Raw genomic sequence first — 19,296 nt, forward strand, 5'->3', positions numbered from 1 at the left:
GAGTTAATATAAGCAGAGGAGCGGATTTTTTTATGGGTATGCCTCTTGAACTCAATACGATGATTGTAACGAAAGGAAGAGAGAAAAGGGTGGAGGAAAACCTCTTTGTCTTGGAAAAAGCAGGATACAGGCTTTATCCAATTGAAATTCCGATTGAGGTTAGAAAAACGATGGATAGTGATTCAAGTGGTACGGCGCTAATTAAGAAAGTCGAGTGGCAGAATAGCAGCACGACACTAACCTATCAACTAATTTCATTAAATTCAACGAATTAAGCAGGGGCTTTGAACCTGCTTTTTCTTTTGGTATACGATATAAAAATCTTTTGAATTTAAGCTAATATTTTTGTGTGTTTTTTCTAAATAGGCCGTTATTCTGATTAATTTGCTAAATTATAAGTGATTAATAGGAAATAGAGCTGGGGGATGAAGGATGAAAAAAATAGTCGTTTGCGGACTAAGTAATCGCGCCTTGGGAATGTTTATCGAACCAATCCTAACTGATTTTGCTCATGAAAATAAAATTGTCGGACTTCTAGATATAGACGAGCGACGAATTGAACTTTGTAAAGAAAGTTTTCCGGAATTGTGTTCAATTCCGTCCTATAATGGAGATCAATTTGATCAGATGATAAAGGAAACAAACGCTGACACAATCATCGTTACAAGCAGGGATGATACACATATTGACTATATTTTGCAAGGCCTTGAACAGGACTTAACCGTCATCACGGAGAAACCGATGGTAACAAATGCGAACGATGCCATGAGGGTGATGGAGGCAGAGAAACGTAGTGAAGGAAAAGTGATTGTGGCTTTCAATTATCGCTATGGTGCATTCCATCGAAAAATAAAAGAACTGATTTTAGAAGGTAAAATTGGCAGAATTACATCCGTCGATTTGAATTGGTATATTGATACGTATCATGGCGCCAGTTACTTCAAGAGGTGGAATCGAAACAGAGCGTATTCCGGTGGCTTGTCGATTCATAAATCTTCCCATCATTTCGACTTGGTCAATTGGTGGCTTGACCAGAAACCGGAAGAAGTCTTTGCATATGGGGCCTTAAATTACTATGGTAAAGATGGTGAATTTAACCCTAGCTTAGCAGACAATCGACATTGTAGTACATGTCATGAAAAATATAACTGTCAGTATTATATGCGGTGGTCAAACCGCAGAAATAATATCGCTGTTAAAGATGATCATATTAAAGCAGATAATATTGAAAAGTCTGCTGAAAATTATACAGATTACCGCCCGGATGCCTGTATCTTTGATCATGACATCGAAATTGAAGATACATATGCAGCAATTGTTAAATTCGATAAAGGTGCGCTGCTAAACTATTCCGTTAATTTTTCTGCTCCATATGAAGGCTATCGTCTTGCGATTAATGGAACTAAAGGGAGAATTGAAACAACCGAATACCATGAACCAAGCCGCATTTCGTTTCCATTCCCGGAACAAACGATTGAATATTATCCTTTATTCGGATCGAAAGAGACAATCCATGTCGTACAAAATGAAGGTTCACACGGGGGTGGAGACCCATTGTTGCAGGAAGATCTCTTCTTGGGCGTGGATCCTAACAGACCTTATCAAATTCTCGCAGGTGCAGAAGCCGGAGCCTACTCGATTGCAGTAGGAGAAGGTGTATGGCGGTCATGCAAAGAAAACAAGCCGTTTCGGATAAACGAGCTGCTTCGGTCCGCAAGTGAAATAAAATATTAATGAGTTCAATCCCTGTTTCTGATGAAGAAGCAGGGAATTTTTTTGAAAAAACCCCCAATTTCCTCATTAGGATTTTAGTATTTATAAAATGTAAATTACAGGATAATCATAGGTAATTTGGAATAACAAGGAAAAAACCGCTAAAAATATCAAACAATCACATAAAGATTTTATATTTTTAAAAGATTCCGTTTTTATATAATTACAGGTGAACTTTAACTTGCGGATAAAGGGGGAAGGAGCATAACGGGATATAAGATAAGGCGAAAATGGCGCCGCTATTTCATTGGATTGCATCATAAATTAAGGAGGAATTCGAATTGAGATTTATTAAGAATCTATCAATATTATCAATTGTTGTGCTCATGCTTAGCTCGCTTTTAAATGTAAGCGGTTTCGCTATTGAGGTTAGTGCGGAAACAAACATATTACCACCACAAAACCTCAAGGTACCTGCATTAGCCTCCGATGAAAACAGCATTACATTGGTCTGGGAGAAACCAGCGGACTATGAAAACATTGTTGACTACAATGTGTATATGGATGGCAAGAAAATTGGCAGCGCCAATAATCAAGCCATTTCCCCGGCAAAATCACATATTGACAAATTCTACGCAGATCCGAACAATAGCGGGCATGTGAAAGTTGTTATGCACAATTTCACTGCAACAGATCTAAAGCCTAAAACAAATTATCACTTTACAGTGAGAGCTGTTGACCGTAATGGGAATGAATCCATGGAGAGCAATTCTGTCAGTCAATCGACAACAGCCGTCCCAAAAGTATTCAATATAAAAGATTATGGTGCAATTGGCGATGGCAAAACATTGAATACCGAAGCGATTCAAAGAGCGATTGACGAAGTTACTCCTGGCGGAAAGGTGTTAATCCCAAATGGAGTCTTTAAGACAGGTGCGATCTGGCTGAAAAGCGATATGACACTTGAAGTTGCAGAAGGTGCTACCCTTCTTGGTTCTGAAAACGCTGATGACTACCCATATCATTATTTATTATATGACTATTCCACAGATGAGCGCTTCTATTCTCTCATCAATGCGCACACCTATGACTATGGCAGTCTTTCAAATATAAGGATTGTCGGAAAAGGAACGATTGACGGGAATGGCTGGAAACAGAATGGCACCGACCCGGATGGCTTTCCGCTTTCTCAAACTAGCAGCTCCACCACCGTCTATGAAAATGGTATTCTTGCAAAAGTCCAAGTTGAAAGAGCTGAAGAATTAGGTAGTGAGAAGCCATATCCAACGAGATCGAACCTGATTACTCTTCGAGGGGTTAACAATGTTTATTATAGTGGTTTTACGGCGCTAAACCCGTCCAATCATACTTTAGTTAATTTAAACAGCAACAATGTCACCGTAAATGGTGTAAAGCTATTAACTTATGATGTGAACAATGCAGACGGAATTGAATTTGCCCATGGCGATGGTCTCACTGTATTTAACAATGTCTTCGATACAGGGGACGATGCGATGAATTTTGCTGCAGGCTTAGGTGCTTCGAGCGAGCACGAAGACTCGACCAAAAATGCCTGGATTTTTAACAATTACTTTAGAGAAGGTCATGGGGCCGTTGTTACGGGAAGCCACACAGGTGCTTGGATTGAAAACATCTTAGCAGAAGATAATGTCCTCTACAAAACAGAGATTGGCCTTCGCTGCAAAACAAACCCGGATAATGGCGGCGGTGCCAGAAACATTGTTTTCAGGGACAATGCGATGAAGGATATTGCCAAAGAAGGGTTTATCTTTACTTCAGCCTACTCGGATGCAAATGCTGCGATTGAAGTGGAGCCTGCTGCAGTAAAGGGGCAATTTAAGGATATTGTAGTTAAAAATATTTCCGTAGATGGGACTGGAAAAGAAGCAATCAAAGTGGAAGGCGTGTCAGATCAGTTTCATGAAAATATCCATTTCGAAAATGTCTTATTTATGAATGCAAAGGCAACGAAGATCAATTATTTAAAAGATAGTTCATTTACTAATGTAAAATTTAACAATACAAAGAATCCATGGGCCATCACTAATTCTACTGGATTAACCTTCGAAGGTGATACAACGGCAACACCGGTTTCCATTGATGCAAGCAGTGCCCCTGTTTGGTCCAATGAAAGCAAACTGGAGGTAGTGAATACAGATGATGTATCCGTTACATTAAAATGGGCTGGAGCCCAGGATGCGACGGGCGTTAAGAGCTACAATATCTATGATGGGGAAACGCTTGTAGCAACGGTCAACGGATCTGCTCAAACGTTTAAAATAACAGGACTTTCTCCGGCATTAACCTATAAATTCAAAGTAGAAGCTGCTGATGCCACTGGAAATTGGACAAAAAATGGGCCAAGTTTACAAGTAAAAACAACCGGTTCAAAAGATGCAATCGCTCCTGCTGCACCTATTGGAGATAATATCCTCTCCCTTGGTACAGTATCTGGCAGTCTTGGGACTTCATGGGCCAAAATTAATTGGCTGCCAGGGGCGGACCAATACGGAATACAGCGATATGAAATCTATGTGAATAATCAACTGGCAGGAGCGGCTGATGGTAATGTAAATGCTTATACCGTTACCGGATTGAAGCCGGATACTAGCTATGTGATAAAAATAAAAGCAGTTGATGCAGCAGGTAATGGAACGATGTACGATACCGCTTTACAGCTGACTACAAAAGCAGTATATGACACTGGGGCGCCAAAATGGCCAGCGAAAAGTGAAGCTAAGGCACTAGCAATCACACAAACAAGTGTAAAATTAAGCTGGACCGCTGCAAATGATGATAAAGCGGTCATTGGCTATAGGATCTATCAGAACGGAAAACCATTGGAAGAGAAAGTTAAATTTACTCCAATCAATACTGAAAAGTCGGTTACAGGACCAAGTTATCGAGTAGAAGGCTTAGAACCTAATACAACCTATACATTTAAGATCGAGGCTGGTGATGCCGCCGGAAAATGGACTGGCACTGGCCCAAGCTTGACGATTACAACCAAAGGACCGCAAAATGATAAAAAGAAATAAGTAGTAGTTATTGAGCTTCCTAATTTTTGGGAGGCTCTTTTTTTGGGGGGAAAAAGGGACAATAAAAGACTGAAATATATAAAAATATTAAACACTTACCCAAAAATTTTGAATTCTTAATGTAAGCGTTTTCGATTACAATGAGAAAAGAAAGGAGGATCCATAATATGCGCTTACAAGAAAAACTAGAACTGAATGTTATCTCCCCTGAGCAAAGTAAACCAAGAAAAAAATTTAAAACTGAAAAGTGGATTCCTTACTTATTTATTTTACCTTCAACATTAATGATTGTTGCATTTCTTTTTTATCCGATCGGAACGGTTTTCTACTACAGTTTGCAAAACTACAATCTGGCTGCTCCTTTTTACGACAGTTTTGCCGGGTTTGATAACTTTATCAAAATCTTTACAGAGGATAAATTTTTTTTCCCAAGTCTGTTTACGACGCTTAAATGGGTCGTGTCACAGGTTGGTCTCCAGTTAATCTTTGGTATGATTGCTGCAATATTATTAAATAAGACATTTAAATTTAGAGGACTTGTCCGGGCAGCGGCATTTATTCCTTGGGCAATCTCAGGGGTGCTCGCATCCGTCATGTGGTCACTTATGTATAATGAACATATGGGCGTTATTAATGACCTGTTAATGAGACTCGGGATTATCCATGAAAACCAAGCATGGCTGGCCAATAGCAGTACAGCATTTATCTCCGTCGTTATTGCCGAATTATGGAGAGGGATTCCCTTCTTCGCCATCACACTGCTTGCTTCACTTCAAAGTATTCCTGAAGAACTTTATGAGGCGGCACGGGTTGATGGTGCAGGACGATGGAAGAGCTTCATTTTTGTCACGATTCCACAATTGAAAAACACGATTATTTTGACGACACTTTTGCGTGTTATCTGGGAATTTAACAATGTTGATTTGATCTTTAACTTAACAGGCGGCGGACCTGCAGGCAGTACAACAACTCTTACGATGTATATTGCCAAACAGGCCATTCACGGCAGTAATTTCGGTTATGGATCAGCACTTACTGTTATCTCATTTGGAATTCTATTAACCTTTGCGATTGTGTATTTGAAAATTACACGGTTTGAAAGAGAGGAGGGCTAACGTGAACGGGGCACAAAAAAGACTTGATAAATTATTTACCTTCAATATACCAATTTTAATCATGCTGATGTTTACTGTCTTCCCTCTTTATTGGACAATTAATACTGCCTTTAAACATGAGGGAGATATACTTAAACGACCACTGCAATATGTACCTGCATCTCCAACAATAGAAAATTTCGTTTCTGCTTGGACCAATGTCGGATTTGCTACGTACTTTAAAAATAGCTTAATTGTCGGTATTTGTACCGTAGTGATCGTGATTATCCTGTCAATTCTTTCTGGATATGCGTTAGCTAGATATCGTTTTAAAGGGAAGCGTGCATTCCTGCTTATGCTGCTTTGCACCCAGTTTATCCCAAGGTCGATGCTGATTATTCCGTTATTTATCGTATTTAAACACCTAGGCTTAATTAGTCATCCGCTTTCACTGATTCTCACTTATGCAGCAGTTGAGATTCCATTTACAACAGTTTTGATGAATGGCTTTATTTCAAATGTGCCTCGTGAGCTTGAAGAAGCAGCGATGATTGATGGCTGCAATCGTCTGCAGGCACTGCGTTACGTCATTTTTCCATTGCTAGTTCCAGGAATTGTCGCAACAGCGGTATTTACCTTCATTTATACTTGGAATGAGTTTTTACTCGCATTAATGCTGACCAACCAGCAGGGACGTTTTACCCTTCCAGTTGGATTAAGTTATATGATGGGTGAGTTCAATATTAACTACGGTGCTTTAGCAGCGGGAAGTGTAATCGCTTTAATTCCTGCCGTCATCCTATTCTCTTATGCCCAAAAGCATTTAGTTAACGGCTTAGGCGGAGCAGTAAAAGGATAATAGGCAGTTTATTAAAAAATATAAAAAAAAGATACAGGGGGAGTTAATTTGTATAAGAAGTTACTTAAAACAGTCGCTGCTACCTCAATGGCTGCTTCATTACTACTAGCCGGCTGTAGTAAAGACACAAAAGATGCAAATGCTGGTGTTAAGGAAAAGAAAGAAGATCCAAACGAAAAGGTAACATTAACCTTTTGGGATGAAAATGCTGGTCCACAACGGACGCCTATTTGGGAAGAATTAATTAAACGCTTCCATGATAAAAATCCGAATATTACGGTTGAATATGTGGGATTGCCGAAGGATTCTGCAAAACAAAAGTATGATGCCGCAATCGCAGCAAATGACACTCCAGACGTTGCAAGTGTGCAGACAAGCTGGCTGCCTGAGTTTTCTTTACGTGAGGCATTGCTGCCACTTGACTCCTATTTTGATAAATGGGAAGACAAGGAAAAAATTAATCAAGGTTCGTTAGACTTTAATAAGAAAATCGTCCCGGATCAAAAGTTATATGGAATCCCATATACACAAAACCTAGACATTCTTTGGGTGCGTCCAGACTGGTTTAAGGAAGCAAATGTTCAAATTCCGGAAAATTGGGATGACTTCTTTAGTGCTGTAGAAAAGATGGCCGAAAAAGATAAAAATCGATACGGCTATACGATTCGCGGCGGTGCAGGCGGTTCCTTCCAATTACAACGGATGATGTATGCTTACTCTGGAATCAATGATTATATTAAAGACGGAAAAAGCACCATTAATGATCCAAAACATGCTGAATTCTTAAAGAAATACTTTGCATTATATAAAAAATTCACACCACAAAGTGATATTACGAACGATTATAAAGCAATGATTGCCGGTTTTGACACTGGAGCAGTTGCGATGGTTCAACATAATATCGGTTCATTTGGTGAGCATAGCAAGGCATTACAGCCTGATCAATTCCAAGCCATTCCATTACCAAAGACTGCAGACGGAAAATATGTGGCTGAAGGCGGAAATACGATTGGAATTAGTATTTTTAAAGGAACAAAGCATCCGGATGCAGCTTGGAAATTAGCAAGCTTCTTAAACTCAAAGGATAGCCAAAGCTATTGGAACCAACAAGTTGGACAAATCCCAACTAACTCAGACGTACTAGGGGAAGAGTGGATTAAACAATCACCGCATATCCAAACAGCATTCAAGGTATATGATGATAAAGACACAGTGCTATACCAGCCGCCGTTCTATCTTCCAGAATACAGATCGATTTTGGATACAGTTGTTGATCCAGGAACACAAGCTGTATTAAGTGGAAAAATGACAGTAGAAGAATTTTTAAATGAATGGGCACAGGCTATGGAAAAAGCCCAAGCACAATATGACGAACACTTCAAAAAGTAGGATATAAATAACGAGCCGTCTTGAAGTTAAATTTCTAGACGGCTTCGCTATTACCATAAGGACCAATTCGAATTAATGGACATAAGGTGAGAAAAAACGACAAGATCATCATTTAGGAGGACTCCAAATGACAAACAACCATGAAACCGTATTATCACAATTAGATGCAGCTATTCCGATTTCAATGGCAGAACGAGCAAGCCAGACCTTGATGAATAGGTTTACCCCTGCAAATCTGCCGCCGGCCAATACATGGCACTATCATCAAAGTGTGTTCCTTTACGGAATGCAGCGGGTTTGGGAGAAGAACGGGAAACAAGAATACTTTGATTATATAAAAGGCTATGTTGATACATTTGTTGATGAGGATGGTAATTTCCTATTTGCTAGGGATGAGCTGGATTCCATTCAAGTAGGGATTTTACTTTTTCCGTTATATCAAGCAACGAAGGATGACCGTTATAAAAAAGCGGCAACGAAGTTAAGAAATTTGTTCACCACCCTTAATAAAACAAAAGAAGGCGGCTTTTGGCATAAAGATAAATACCCGTATCAAATGTGGCTTGACGGTTTATTCATGGCTGGGCCATTTGCCTTACTGTTTGATCAAGCCTTTACCGAGCCTGAGTTAGTTGACATGGTATTATACCAGGAAAGCTTGATGAGAAAGTATATGACGAATCAAGAAACAGGGCTGCTTTATCATGCTTGGGATGAGACGAGAACCATGCCATGGGCAGATCCACAAACAGGATGTTCACCGGAATTTTGGGGCAGGTCTGTTGGCTGGTATGGAACTGCATTAATTGATATTCTTGATATTCTGCCCGAGAATCATGAGGGAAGAGCAGTTCTGATTGAAGCACTGCAAAAACTAATCAGCGGCTATGCCAAGTTTCAAGATGAAAAGACAGGCTTATGGTACCAAATTGTCGATAAAGTAGACCGCACTGACAATTGGCTTGAATCCTCTTGCTCCAGCCTCTTCATTTATACGATTGCTAGAGCAGTAGAAAAAGGCTATGTAGATAAAGAGTATCGAACAATCGCCGTCAAAGCCTACCAAGGTCTTTTGGATGAAATGATAGAATGTGACAATGAAACGTGGAAAATGAAGGGCATCTGCATCGGCACTTCAGCAGGTGTGTACGATTACTATGTTTCACGGCCAGTATCTGAAAATGATTTACATGGAGTAGGCGCCTTTATTCTTGCAAGTATGGCAGTCGCAACTATAATCGAATAAGGAAATAATTATTTCCATCTTGGTGAAAACCCATGCAAGGTTCTTGGTATGGGCTTTCCCTCTTTAGGTTATTTGGGGTTATAGGTGTCCATAAATATACCTATTTACCATATTCTTATATTTTAGTATCTTTAAACTATAGGACTAATATCATTTTCTACATCCAGAGGAGTCGTTAGACTGCCATGTTAAGACAACAAATCAAAAAATGGATTAAAAAGTATTTTCTATTTTCTTTAAAGTCGACAATCATCTCGTTATTTCTGCCTGTTATTATTATTTTTATCGCGATTATGGGCTGGGTATCTTATATGCTGGCTGCTGCACAGCTTGAGGAAAATGCTTATAAAAATATCGATGATACCGTTTTCCAGACAAAGGCTTATTTAGAGAATCGGCTATCAGATGTATTTGAACAATTGGTAACGTTTTCAAATAATCCGCGAACATTATCAATAATAAACTCAGAATCTACTGAAATCAGTCCAACAGATTATATTGATATGAGTAATTTGCTTAAGACTATTCACTTAAATAACACCACCGTCATCGATTCGATTTTCGTTGATATGCATCATGGAACATTTTCATTGTATCGAAGTGATTATTCTTTAAAAATCAATGAATTCCCCTATAGTCAATATAACAATCACTACCATGGTAATCGAGAAGGATTTTATTGGCATAATGTTCATACAGACGATATTTTTCAAAGCAACACCAAGGTTGCCAGTGTATTTAAGCTGATTGGAAACAATCAATCGAAGGCAAATGGAGTTCTCTTGTTTAATTTACGTAATGACTTTTTCGAAAAGGTTTTAAATAAATCCCTGATCGGTGAACAAGGGTATATTACACTGATTAGTCCTGACGGATATATGAATTCTAAGAATGTCACACAGGAATATAGTTTGGATGCAGAAAATGTTACATATTTAAGAGATCTAGAAGAGGAAAGTGGGAAATATCAGTATCAAAACATGGATGGCAAGAAAATGATGGTCGTCTACGATACAATCGGAATTAATAAGTGGAAGGTTGCTGCGATTTTTCCGGTAGATGAAATGTTAAAAAAGGCGAACTATATAAAATTTGTAACGATTGTTGTGATTATTACGCTTACAGGCATTGCCATCTTACTAGCTAACTTTTTAGCAAGGTATATATCCAATCCTGTTTCATCTTTGGTGAATCAAACTAAATTAATTAGCGAAAATCACCTGGAAATGAAATATGATCATCGTGGACCACGGGAAATCCAATTTCTGAATATAGCAATCGAAGATTTAATGGTTAGGGTAAACGAACTGCTGAATCAAATAAGGTTGGAGCAGGAGGAAAAGCGGCAATTGGAGTTTGCGATTTTGCACGCCCAAATAAATCCCCACTTCTTATATAACACGCTTTATTCAATAAAAGGCCTTTGTGATATGGGCTTAAATAAGGATGCTAGTTCAATGGTTACCGCCTTATCCAATTTTTTTAGAATTAGCATTAGCCAGGGGCAGGAAATTATTACAATAAATGAGGAAATCACACATATAAAAAATTACTTATATATTCAGGAAATGAGATATGGCGATGATTTTTCCTATGAAATCGATATTGCAGAAACCATTTCTTCCTATAAGATTATTAAACTCACATTGCAGCCGTTAATTGAAAATGCCATCTACCATGGCGTTAAACAAACGAGAGGAAAAGGCAAGATTACCATCAAGGGCTATGAATTAGGAGAAAATATCTGCCTTGAGGTAATCGATAATGGCAGTGGCATGAGTCATGAAAAACTTCAAGCAGTTCGGAAAGAATTATATGAAAAAAGATCTGGTCAGCCAAAAATCGGAATAGGCCTAAGAAGTGTCCATGAAAGACTGCAAATGCATTTCGGTGAACAATATGGTCTGGACCTAGAAAGTCAAGAAAATGTTGGAACTAAGGCATTGGTTGTTATTCCAAAATTAAAAGGGGGATGTGCAAATGTATAAGGTTGCAATCGTGGATGATGATCGCATCATACGCAAAGGGCTATCAAGTGTTATTCCCTGGGAAGAGCATGGCTTTCAATTAGTTGGTGATGCAGCTGATGGCGAAAAAGGTTTAGAGCTGATTGAAAAGGAGCAGCCCCAGATTGTTGTGTCCGATATTAAAATGCCATTTATGGATGGCTTAGAAATGGCGCGGATTAGCAGAGATAAAATGCCATTGATCAAATTCATCTTTCTAACCGGATACGAAGACTTTCAGTATGCCCATGAGGCAATCAAAATAAGGGCATTTGATTACTTATTAAAACCGGTTGATTCCGAAAGTTTACTTCAAAAAATAAAAGAAGCGGCAGCGGCGTGGGAACAGGAAGACCAAAAAGAAAAGCGATGGAATGAAAGCAGCCCTTTTAATCAAAAAAAGTTTCTTGAAAAATTTGCCGTTACACATTTCACAAATGAGGAACTAAAAAAGGAGCTTAGCTTATTTGGAATAAGACTGGACGGCTCAACATTCTTAGAAGGAAATTTAACCAAGCTGATCGAATTAGGATTAGCCTCAAAAGTGAATGATTATCTTGAAGAAATAAAGAACCAACTGGTTGAAAACAGTAGTGTTTCTTTACAAGAAGTACAGTTGTTGGCAATCAGAATGGTGGGGCTTATTGGGGCTGAAGCTGCTAAATGGTTAAAAGAATCCAGCAAAAGCCCAACTAGTTCACAAAATCATTCAGAAATCCTTGAAATGAAAACGATTTCGGAGATTTTTGAAATGGTAAAAAAGATTGCAATCGAGCACGCCATTTATGCGAATAAGCTAAATGAAAACAAAAAAATCTCACTGGTAGATAAAGCAATTGCCTTTATTGAAAGCAACTATCAGCTGGCAGAGATATCCCTGCAAAAGGTAGCGGAAGAGATCCATGTCAATCCCGCCTATTTAAGCAACCTTTTTAAAGTAGAAAAAGGATTTAACTTTGGAGATTTTCTTGTGGAAACACGAATGAAGGCAGCGATGGAGCTAATTAGGCAGAGCGATTTGAAGAACTATGAGGTTGCTTCCAAAACCGGCTACTCGAATCCACAGTATTTTAGTATTTGTTTTAAAAAGTATACCGGCTATTCTCCCGCCCAATTTAAGAAATTAATATAGATAGGCTAATGAAAACGGCCCTGGTTAAAGGGCCATTTGAATTCACAAAAAATTCGTCATTTCGATATCGAATTACCGGCTGTTAAACGGTAAAACAAAAGTATAAATGTTAACGTGAACATTCTTAAGAAAACTAAAATAAAGGATGATGAAACTGTGGAAAAGTTTATGGGTGAAAATTTTTTACTAAAGAATGAAACCGCTATCACATTATTTCATGATTATGCTAAATATTTGCCAATCATTGATTACCACTGCCATTTGAACCCGAAGGAAATCTATGAAAATAAAAAATTTAAAAATATTACCGAGGCATGGTTGTACGGTGACCATTATAAATGGCGTGCTATGAGGGCGAACGGCATTTCCGAAGAATATATCACTGGTAATGCTAGTGATTACGAAAAATTTATTGCCTGGGCAAAAACAGTCCCAATGGCGATAGGCAATCCATTATATAATTGGACTCATTTAGAATTGCAGCGTTTTTTCGGCATTTATGATGTATTGAATGAAAAGAGTGCACCGGAGATTTGGGAAAAAGCTAATGCATTATTAAATGGCGAAGGTTTTGGAGCGAGAGATTTAATTGAGAAATCCAATGTCCGCGTAGTTTGTACGACGGATGATCCGGTGGACAGCTTAGAATACCATTTATTATTAAGAGAAAATGATGATTTTAATGTTAAGGTTGTTCCGGGATTCCGGCCTGATAAAGGATTGGAAATCAATCGTGACGGCTTCCTTGATTGGGTAAACCAGCTCGAAGGAGCATCGGAGTTATCAATTAACAGCTACGCTGATTTTTTAAAGGCGTTAGAAGCGAGAGTGAAGTTTTTCCACGCTGCGGGCGGCAGGGTTTCAGATCACGCCCTTGATTCCATCGTATTTGAGGAAGCTGCTGAAGATGAGGTTGAAAGAATCTTTAGCGAAAGATTAACAGGAAATAAAATCCCATTAATCGATGAAAATAAATTTAAAACGTACACGTTGATTTATTTAGGTAAACAATATGCAGAATTAGACTGGGCGATGCAATTCCATATTAATGCAAACCGAAATAATAACAGCAGGATGTTTAAGGAACTGGGGCCAGACACCGGTTATGACTCCATAAACGACGATCAAATTGCAAAACCATTATGCAGGATTCTGGACGCATTAGAAAAAGAAAACAAACTGCCGAAGACGATTCTTTATTCATTAAATCCGAATGATAACCCTATCATTGCAAGTATTATTAATAGCTTCCAGGATGGAAATACACCGGGTAAAATCCAATTTGGTACAGCATGGTGGTTTAATGATTCGAAGGAAGGCATGCTTGAGCAAATGAAGGCATTGTCCAGTATCGGTCTTTTCAGCCGTTTTATTGGCATGCTGACAGATTCAAGAAGCTTTCTTTCCTATACAAGACATGAGTATTTTCGAAGACTTGTCTGTAATCTGATTGGCGAATGGGTTGAAAACGGTGAAGTTCCCCATGATCTGGAGTTATTAGGAAGCATTGTTCAGGGGATCGCGTATAACAATGCAAAAGAATACTTTCAATTTCCACAATAGAACCAATGGAATCTATGCGGATGGTGACCATTAAAGATATTGCAAAATTGGCAAACGTATCACATACAACCGTTTCACGGGCATTAAACAACAGCCCGTTAATTAAAGAGCCAACGAAAAGAAAAATTCTTGAAATTGCCGCTCAGTTAAATTACACGCCTAACTTCAATGCTAAAAGCCTCGTGATGCAAAAGTCGCATACGATTGGCTTGTTCTTTACAAGTATTAGTGAGGGGACGTCAGCAAGTTTCCTTGCCGAAACCATCAAGGGTGTTAATCGTGTTATCGGTCAGGAATACAATTTATACGTTCGCGGGATCGATGACTACAAAGAGTATTCACCAATCAATAATCAGCGGTTTGATGGAATCATTTTAATGAGCCAAAGTGTAAGTGACAACCCTTTTATCTATCATGTCAAGCAAATGAAGATTCCGCTAGTTGTTCTTAATCGGGAGGTCGAGGACGACTCCATCATTACGGTAGTATCAGATGATAAAGTTGGTTCACGGCAGGCGGTTGAACATCTCATTCAAAATGGACATAAAGATATCGCCATCATTGAAGGCAAGCAGGGCTTTAAATCAGCTCAGCAGCGAAAAGAAGGCTATCTAAAAGCGCTGAATGAAGAAAATGTTACGATCAATAAAGCATATGCTGTTGAAGGTAATTACGATATGGAAAGCGGGCATCAGGCAATGGAACAGCTTTTATCGCTTCCCCATCCTCCAACAGCGGTATTTTGTTCCAATGACGATATGGCGATAGGTGCCTTAAATGCTGTCTTTGCAAGAGGGCTAAACGTTCCGGATGATATTTCCGTCGTTGGATTTGATGACATTGGGTTCGCACAGTATACGAATCCAAGGCTGACAACCGTAAAACGGCCTGTTGAACAGATTAGTATCATGGGTGCAGAAAATATCCAGTCATTAATCCAAACAAAGAATGTAAGCGGTGAAAAAATCTTAGTAAATACAGAATTAATCATTCGGGACTCAGTAAGGAAAATAAAATAGCTACGCAGGATGTCCCATGTGTTTATTAGGTTAAACCACCTCGAGACATCCTTGTTTTTCAATAAAAATGTTCACGTGTGCAAAGGGATGGAGTGATATTTCGTGCAATTACTTAATAAGAAAGTCTATAAAGCATTCAAAACCTATCCGGAAAAAGTCCTCCAATTTGGGGAAGGAAATTTTCTAAGGGCGTTTGTTGATTGGCAGATACAAGTCTTAAATGAGAAAACCGACTTTAATGGCAGCGTAGTCGTTGTTCAGCCCCGCGGCTCTGAAAAAATTGAGCGGCTCAATAACCAAGATGGATTATTTACACTTTATCTGCAAGGAATTAAGGAAGATAAAATTGTTAATGAACATTTGGTGATTGATTCGATTAGCAGGGGAATTAATCTTTTTACCGATTATGATGAGTATTTAACACTTGCAGGCCAAGAGGATTTACGATTTATTGTTTCCAATACAACGGAAGCAGGAATTGTATTTGATGCAGATGATCAAGTGGATGATCGGCCGCAAAAAAGTTTTCCAGGAAAGCTCACTGCTTTTCTTTATCAGCGTTTTAAAAGCTTTAATGGGGATTTGGCGAAAGGTTGTATTATTATTCCCTGCGAATTAATCGAAGAAAATGGCATTAGGCTGAAGGAAAGTGTTCTCCAGCTTGCAGAACACTGGAAGTTGGGTGCAGAGTTTATCGGCTGGCTTCACGATGCGAATACATTCTGTTCCAGTTTGGTAGATCGAATTGTTCCTGGTTATCCGAAAGATTCACTCGAAGAAAAGCTGGAAGAGCTAGGGTTTCAGGATCATTTAATGGTAGTTGGCGAGCAGTATTATCTGTGGGCAATTCAAGGACCTGAATGGCTCAAAAAAGAGCTTCCGTTTGAAGCTGCCGGGCTGGGCACATTGATTGTTGACGATTTAACTTCTTACCGGACAAGAAAGGTGCGGATATTAAATGGAGCTCATACTGCCATGACTCCTGTCGCTTATTTATCTGGCATCGAAACGGTAGAAGAATCCGTGAATCATAGTCAAGTAGGCGAATTCATCAAAGAATTTATTTTTGAAGAGGTTATTCCAACTTTGGATGATCCGCGCAATGAACTGAATGAGTACGCCAAGGAAGTACTTGACCGCTTCAAGAACCCATACATTAAACATTATTTACTAAGCATTTCTTTAAATTCGATTTCCAAGTTTAAGACGAGAGACTTGCCGACCCTAGTAGAATTTGTAAGGCGTTACGGGACATTGCCTAGTAGATTAGTATTTTCGTTTAGCTGCCTGCTTTATTTTTATAAAGGGAAAAGAGGGTTGGAAGATATCGAGCTGGATGATCATCCAACGGTTTTGAGCTTGTTTACAACCCTATGGGAAAAATACGATTGTCAGGAGCTAGAAGTAAGCGAACTAGTAACGGTGGTATTAGCTGACAAACAGCTTTGGGGCGAAGACTTGACTGCCATTCCAGGACTTGCAGAAACTATGACGAACCATCTGGTGCGGATTGAGCAGGAGGGAGTAATTGCACTTCTAAGGGAATTTACAGCATCAGCCAGTAAAACGGGAGGAGCAAAATAATGAAGGACTTCATGCAAATCAATGCAAACGATATTATTGTCTTAGCATTAAGAGACTTGAAACAATCAGAAATACTAGATGTCAATGGTCAAGAAATTGAGCTAAAGGAAGATATAAACAGAGGGCACAAAATTGCCGTGAAAGTGATCAATGATAATGAGAATATAATAAAATACGGTTTTCCTATTGGTCATGCCATAACAGGCATTTCACCGGGGGAATTAGTTCATTCGCATAACACGAAAACGAACCTATCAGGTACCGAAGAATATGTCTACACGCCTAAGCAAACAACTGCCCTTTATAAGGAAGAAAATCGAACCTTCAAAGGATACAGAAGAGAAAATGGCAAGGTTGGAATCCGTAATGAATTATGGATTGTTCCTACAGTAGGCTGTGTGAATGGTATTGCTGAAAAAATCATCAAACGCTTTGAAAAGGAAGTCGGGGATGATAGTCCGTTTGATAATGTCCTCGTCCTTAAGCATAATTACGGCTGTTCCCAGCTGGGCGATGACCATGAAAACACGAAACGAATTTTACTGGATGCCGTTAATCATCCGAATGCCGGCGGTGTTTTAGTGTTAGGACTTGGCTGTGAAAACAATGAATTACCGGAATTCCAAAAAGCTCTTGGACCTGTAAACGAAGGCAGAATTAAATTCCTTATTTCCCAAGCCGTTTCCGATGAAATTGGGGAAGGATTGAAATTGGTAAAAGAAATCTATGAATTTGCTAAACATGATAAACGAGAAGACATCCCGTTATCTGAATTGAAAATCGGCCTAAAATGCGGCGGCTCTGATGGTTTTTCCGGAATCACAGCAAACCCTCTTCTCGGAAGATTCTCGGATTACCTGATTGCCCAGGGCGGCACGACTGTGTTAACCGAAGTTCCGGAAATGTTCGGTGCGGAAACCATCTTAATGGAACGGGCAGTAAATGAAGTGGTTTTTGAGAAAATTGTCTACTTAATTAATGATTTTAAGGATTATTTCCTTAAGCACGATATGCCGGTTTACGAAAATCCATCACCGGGAAATAAGGCAGGCGGAATTACCACTTTGGAGGACAAATCACTTGGCTGTACGCAAAAGGCCGGTTCTTCTCCGGTTGTCGATGTGTTGAAGTATGGCGAGATTCTTGAGACTAACGGGCTAAACTTGCTTAGCGCCCCGGGAAATGACTTGGTGGCTTCCACGGCATTAGCAGCAGCCGGCTGCCAAATGGTGCTGTTTACGACAGGCAGGGGTACTCCTTTTGGAACCTTCGTGCCAACCATGAAAATCTCTACAAACACTCAGATTTACAATTCCAAGCCTCATTGGATTGATTACAATGCCGGCACCCTACTCGAAGAAGGAGTCTCATCAGAGCAAGTGCTGGAGGATTTTGTTGACTATATTGTAAAAGTGGCAAGCGGGGAATTCGTAAATAATGAAAAAAATGACTTTAGAGAAATTGCGATTTTTAAAACGGGTGTAACTTTATAAGAAAGGCTGTGTTAAAGAACATTGTTGATTTTGAGCACAATGTTGATTGGAGTGGAAGGTGCAAGACTCCTGCGGGAGCAGCGGGACAGGTGAGACCCCGCAGGCGCGGAATTCGCCGAGGAGGCTCACCGCCCGCCCCGCGAACCGCTCGCGCCTGGAACGGAAATCAACATTCACTTTTAACACAGCCATAAGAAAAATAAACCCGTTACTGAATATAACGGGTTTATTTCAAAGATTCATTATAGAAGGTCACTGATAATAGCTGCCTTGCAGGTTTGAATGGCTTGAATGGTTTCCGTTAGCAATTTATTTGTGACGCGATAGTGAGGAATGCTGACACTAAATGCACCGTGATTTTTCCCATTCACGGTTATAGATGCGCCGATGCAAAAAACCTCATTCTCATGTTCCCTGTTGTCAAAGGAAAACCCTTGATTTCTAATTTTAGCGATTTCCTCCATGAAGGCTGCTTCATCAGTAATTGTATTTTCGGTCATTTTTACTAAAGAATTAGCTGCTAAATACTGTTTTATTTCTTGGTCGGTTTGATCAGCCAATACAGCTTTGCCCATAGCGGAGCAATATAACGGAATCGATTTTCCGATTTTCGAATATAAACAGACTGGATTTTTGCTCTCAATTTTCGTGACGTAGATGATACTTGTGTTGTCTAGAATACCAAGATGGACAGTTTCCGATGTTTTTTGTTGTAGGGTTTCTAGATGCGGCTGGGAGATTTGTTTAATATCCAGCTGATTAATCGCTTTATTCGCAATCTTGATAAGTGCGGTGCCGAGACTGAACTTTTTGGTTTCGGGGTCTTTTTGAACATAGCCAATCAGGAGGAGCGTGTCCAATATTTTTAACGCAGTTGAATTTGTCAATTCAGCCTCTTTTGAAATCGTATTTAAGGATTGCGGCTGATCACTGGCTGACAAAAAATCGATGATGCGGGCGGCCTTTAACAGTACGGTGCCATATGGTTGTTTATTCATGTTCATCATTAATCCCTTCTCTTATTCGAGTTGTAAATTAGTATAGTGGATTATGGTTTAAATGGCTATTGCTCTAAAAATTTCTATAAAGTTATCAAAATAGTTTTATCTATTGAAAACGTTAACATCATTATATATAAT

14 protein-coding genes are annotated in these 19,296 nt (G+C 39.2%); 13 read left to right on the forward strand and 1 reads right to left on the reverse strand.

What is annotated here, in order from left to right; all coding sequences use genetic code 11:
* The first annotated feature begins 32 nt into the window (after positions 1 to 32).
* From ACFVSW_RS19340 to ACFVSW_RS19400, 13 genes are all read left to right on the forward strand, one after another.
* On the forward strand, positions 33 to 275 hold the full coding sequence (locus tag ACFVSW_RS19340) for a DUF2584 domain-containing protein (protein ID WP_024030145.1): 243 nt from the start codon (positions 33 to 35) through the stop codon (positions 273 to 275).
* Positions 276 to 432: 157 nt separating this feature from the next.
* Complete coding sequence (locus ACFVSW_RS19345) at positions 433 to 1,734, forward strand: Gfo/Idh/MocA family protein (RefSeq protein ID WP_387318244.1); 1,302 nt, start codon at positions 433 to 435, stop codon at positions 1,732 to 1,734.
* Positions 1,735 to 2,054: 320 nt separating this feature from the next.
* Entirely contained in the window at positions 2,055 to 4,772 is a 2,718-nt protein-coding gene (locus ACFVSW_RS19350; RefSeq protein ID WP_387318245.1) for a fibronectin type III domain-containing protein, read from the forward strand.
* A gap of 167 nt (positions 4,773 to 4,939) precedes the next feature.
* A complete protein-coding gene (locus ACFVSW_RS19355) occupies positions 4,940 to 5,887 on the forward strand; it encodes a carbohydrate ABC transporter permease (protein ID WP_387318246.1) in 948 nt (315 codons plus the stop codon).
* 1 nt (position 5,888) lies between these two features.
* Positions 5,889 to 6,725 carry a carbohydrate ABC transporter permease gene (locus ACFVSW_RS19360; RefSeq protein ID WP_387318247.1) on the forward strand — a complete coding sequence of 279 codons (837 nt, stop codon included), beginning with the start codon at positions 5,889 to 5,891 and terminating at the stop codon, positions 6,723 to 6,725.
* 48 nt (positions 6,726 to 6,773) lie between these two features.
* Positions 6,774 to 8,114, forward strand: coding sequence for an ABC transporter substrate-binding protein (locus tag ACFVSW_RS19365; protein WP_387318248.1), 1,341 nt, complete (start codon positions 6,774 to 6,776; stop codon positions 8,112 to 8,114).
* 127 nt (positions 8,115 to 8,241) lie between these two features.
* The gene (locus ACFVSW_RS19370; protein WP_387318249.1) at positions 8,242 to 9,360 is read left to right on the forward strand and encodes a glycoside hydrolase family 88/105 protein; all 1,119 of its coding nucleotides are present in this window, start codon (positions 8,242 to 8,244) and stop codon (positions 9,358 to 9,360) included.
* Between the two features lie 185 nt (positions 9,361 to 9,545).
* Complete coding sequence (locus ACFVSW_RS19375) at positions 9,546 to 11,348, forward strand: sensor histidine kinase (protein ID WP_387318250.1); 1,803 nt, start codon at positions 9,546 to 9,548, stop codon at positions 11,346 to 11,348.
* Complete coding sequence (locus ACFVSW_RS19380) at positions 11,341 to 12,498, forward strand: response regulator transcription factor (protein WP_387318251.1); 1,158 nt, start codon at positions 11,341 to 11,343, stop codon at positions 12,496 to 12,498. The genes ACFVSW_RS19375 and ACFVSW_RS19380 overlap by 8 nt, the downstream gene beginning before the upstream one ends.
* Before the next feature lie 156 nt (positions 12,499 to 12,654).
* The gene (uxaC, locus tag ACFVSW_RS19385) at positions 12,655 to 14,061 is read left to right on the forward strand and encodes a glucuronate isomerase (RefSeq protein ID WP_387318252.1); all 1,407 of its coding nucleotides are present in this window, start codon (positions 12,655 to 12,657) and stop codon (positions 14,059 to 14,061) included.
* A 20-nt stretch (positions 14,062 to 14,081) separates the two neighbouring features.
* Positions 14,082 to 15,080, forward strand: coding sequence for a LacI family DNA-binding transcriptional regulator (locus ACFVSW_RS19390; protein ID WP_387318253.1), 999 nt, complete (start codon positions 14,082 to 14,084; stop codon positions 15,078 to 15,080).
* A gap of 102 nt (positions 15,081 to 15,182) precedes the next feature.
* Positions 15,183 to 16,664 (forward strand): tagaturonate reductase, encoded by a 1,482-nt coding sequence (locus ACFVSW_RS19395; protein WP_387318254.1) that lies wholly within the window; start codon positions 15,183 to 15,185, stop codon positions 16,662 to 16,664.
* Positions 16,664 to 18,157 (forward strand): UxaA family hydrolase, encoded by a 1,494-nt coding sequence (locus ACFVSW_RS19400; RefSeq protein ID WP_387318255.1) that lies wholly within the window; start codon positions 16,664 to 16,666, stop codon positions 18,155 to 18,157. The genes ACFVSW_RS19395 and ACFVSW_RS19400 overlap by 1 nt, the downstream gene beginning before the upstream one ends.
* A gap of 242 nt (positions 18,158 to 18,399) precedes the next feature.
* Here the strand turns inward: ACFVSW_RS19400 and ACFVSW_RS19405 are convergent, their stop codons facing one another.
* A complete protein-coding gene (locus ACFVSW_RS19405) occupies positions 18,400 to 19,161 on the reverse strand; it encodes an IclR family transcriptional regulator (protein ID WP_387318256.1) in 762 nt (253 codons plus the stop codon).
* Between the last annotated feature and the right edge of the window lie 135 nt (positions 19,162 to 19,296).

Source organism: Neobacillus sp. NPDC058068 (genome assembly GCF_042885335.1).
Lineage (GTDB): Bacteria > Bacillota > Bacilli > Bacillales > Cytobacillaceae > Neobacillus.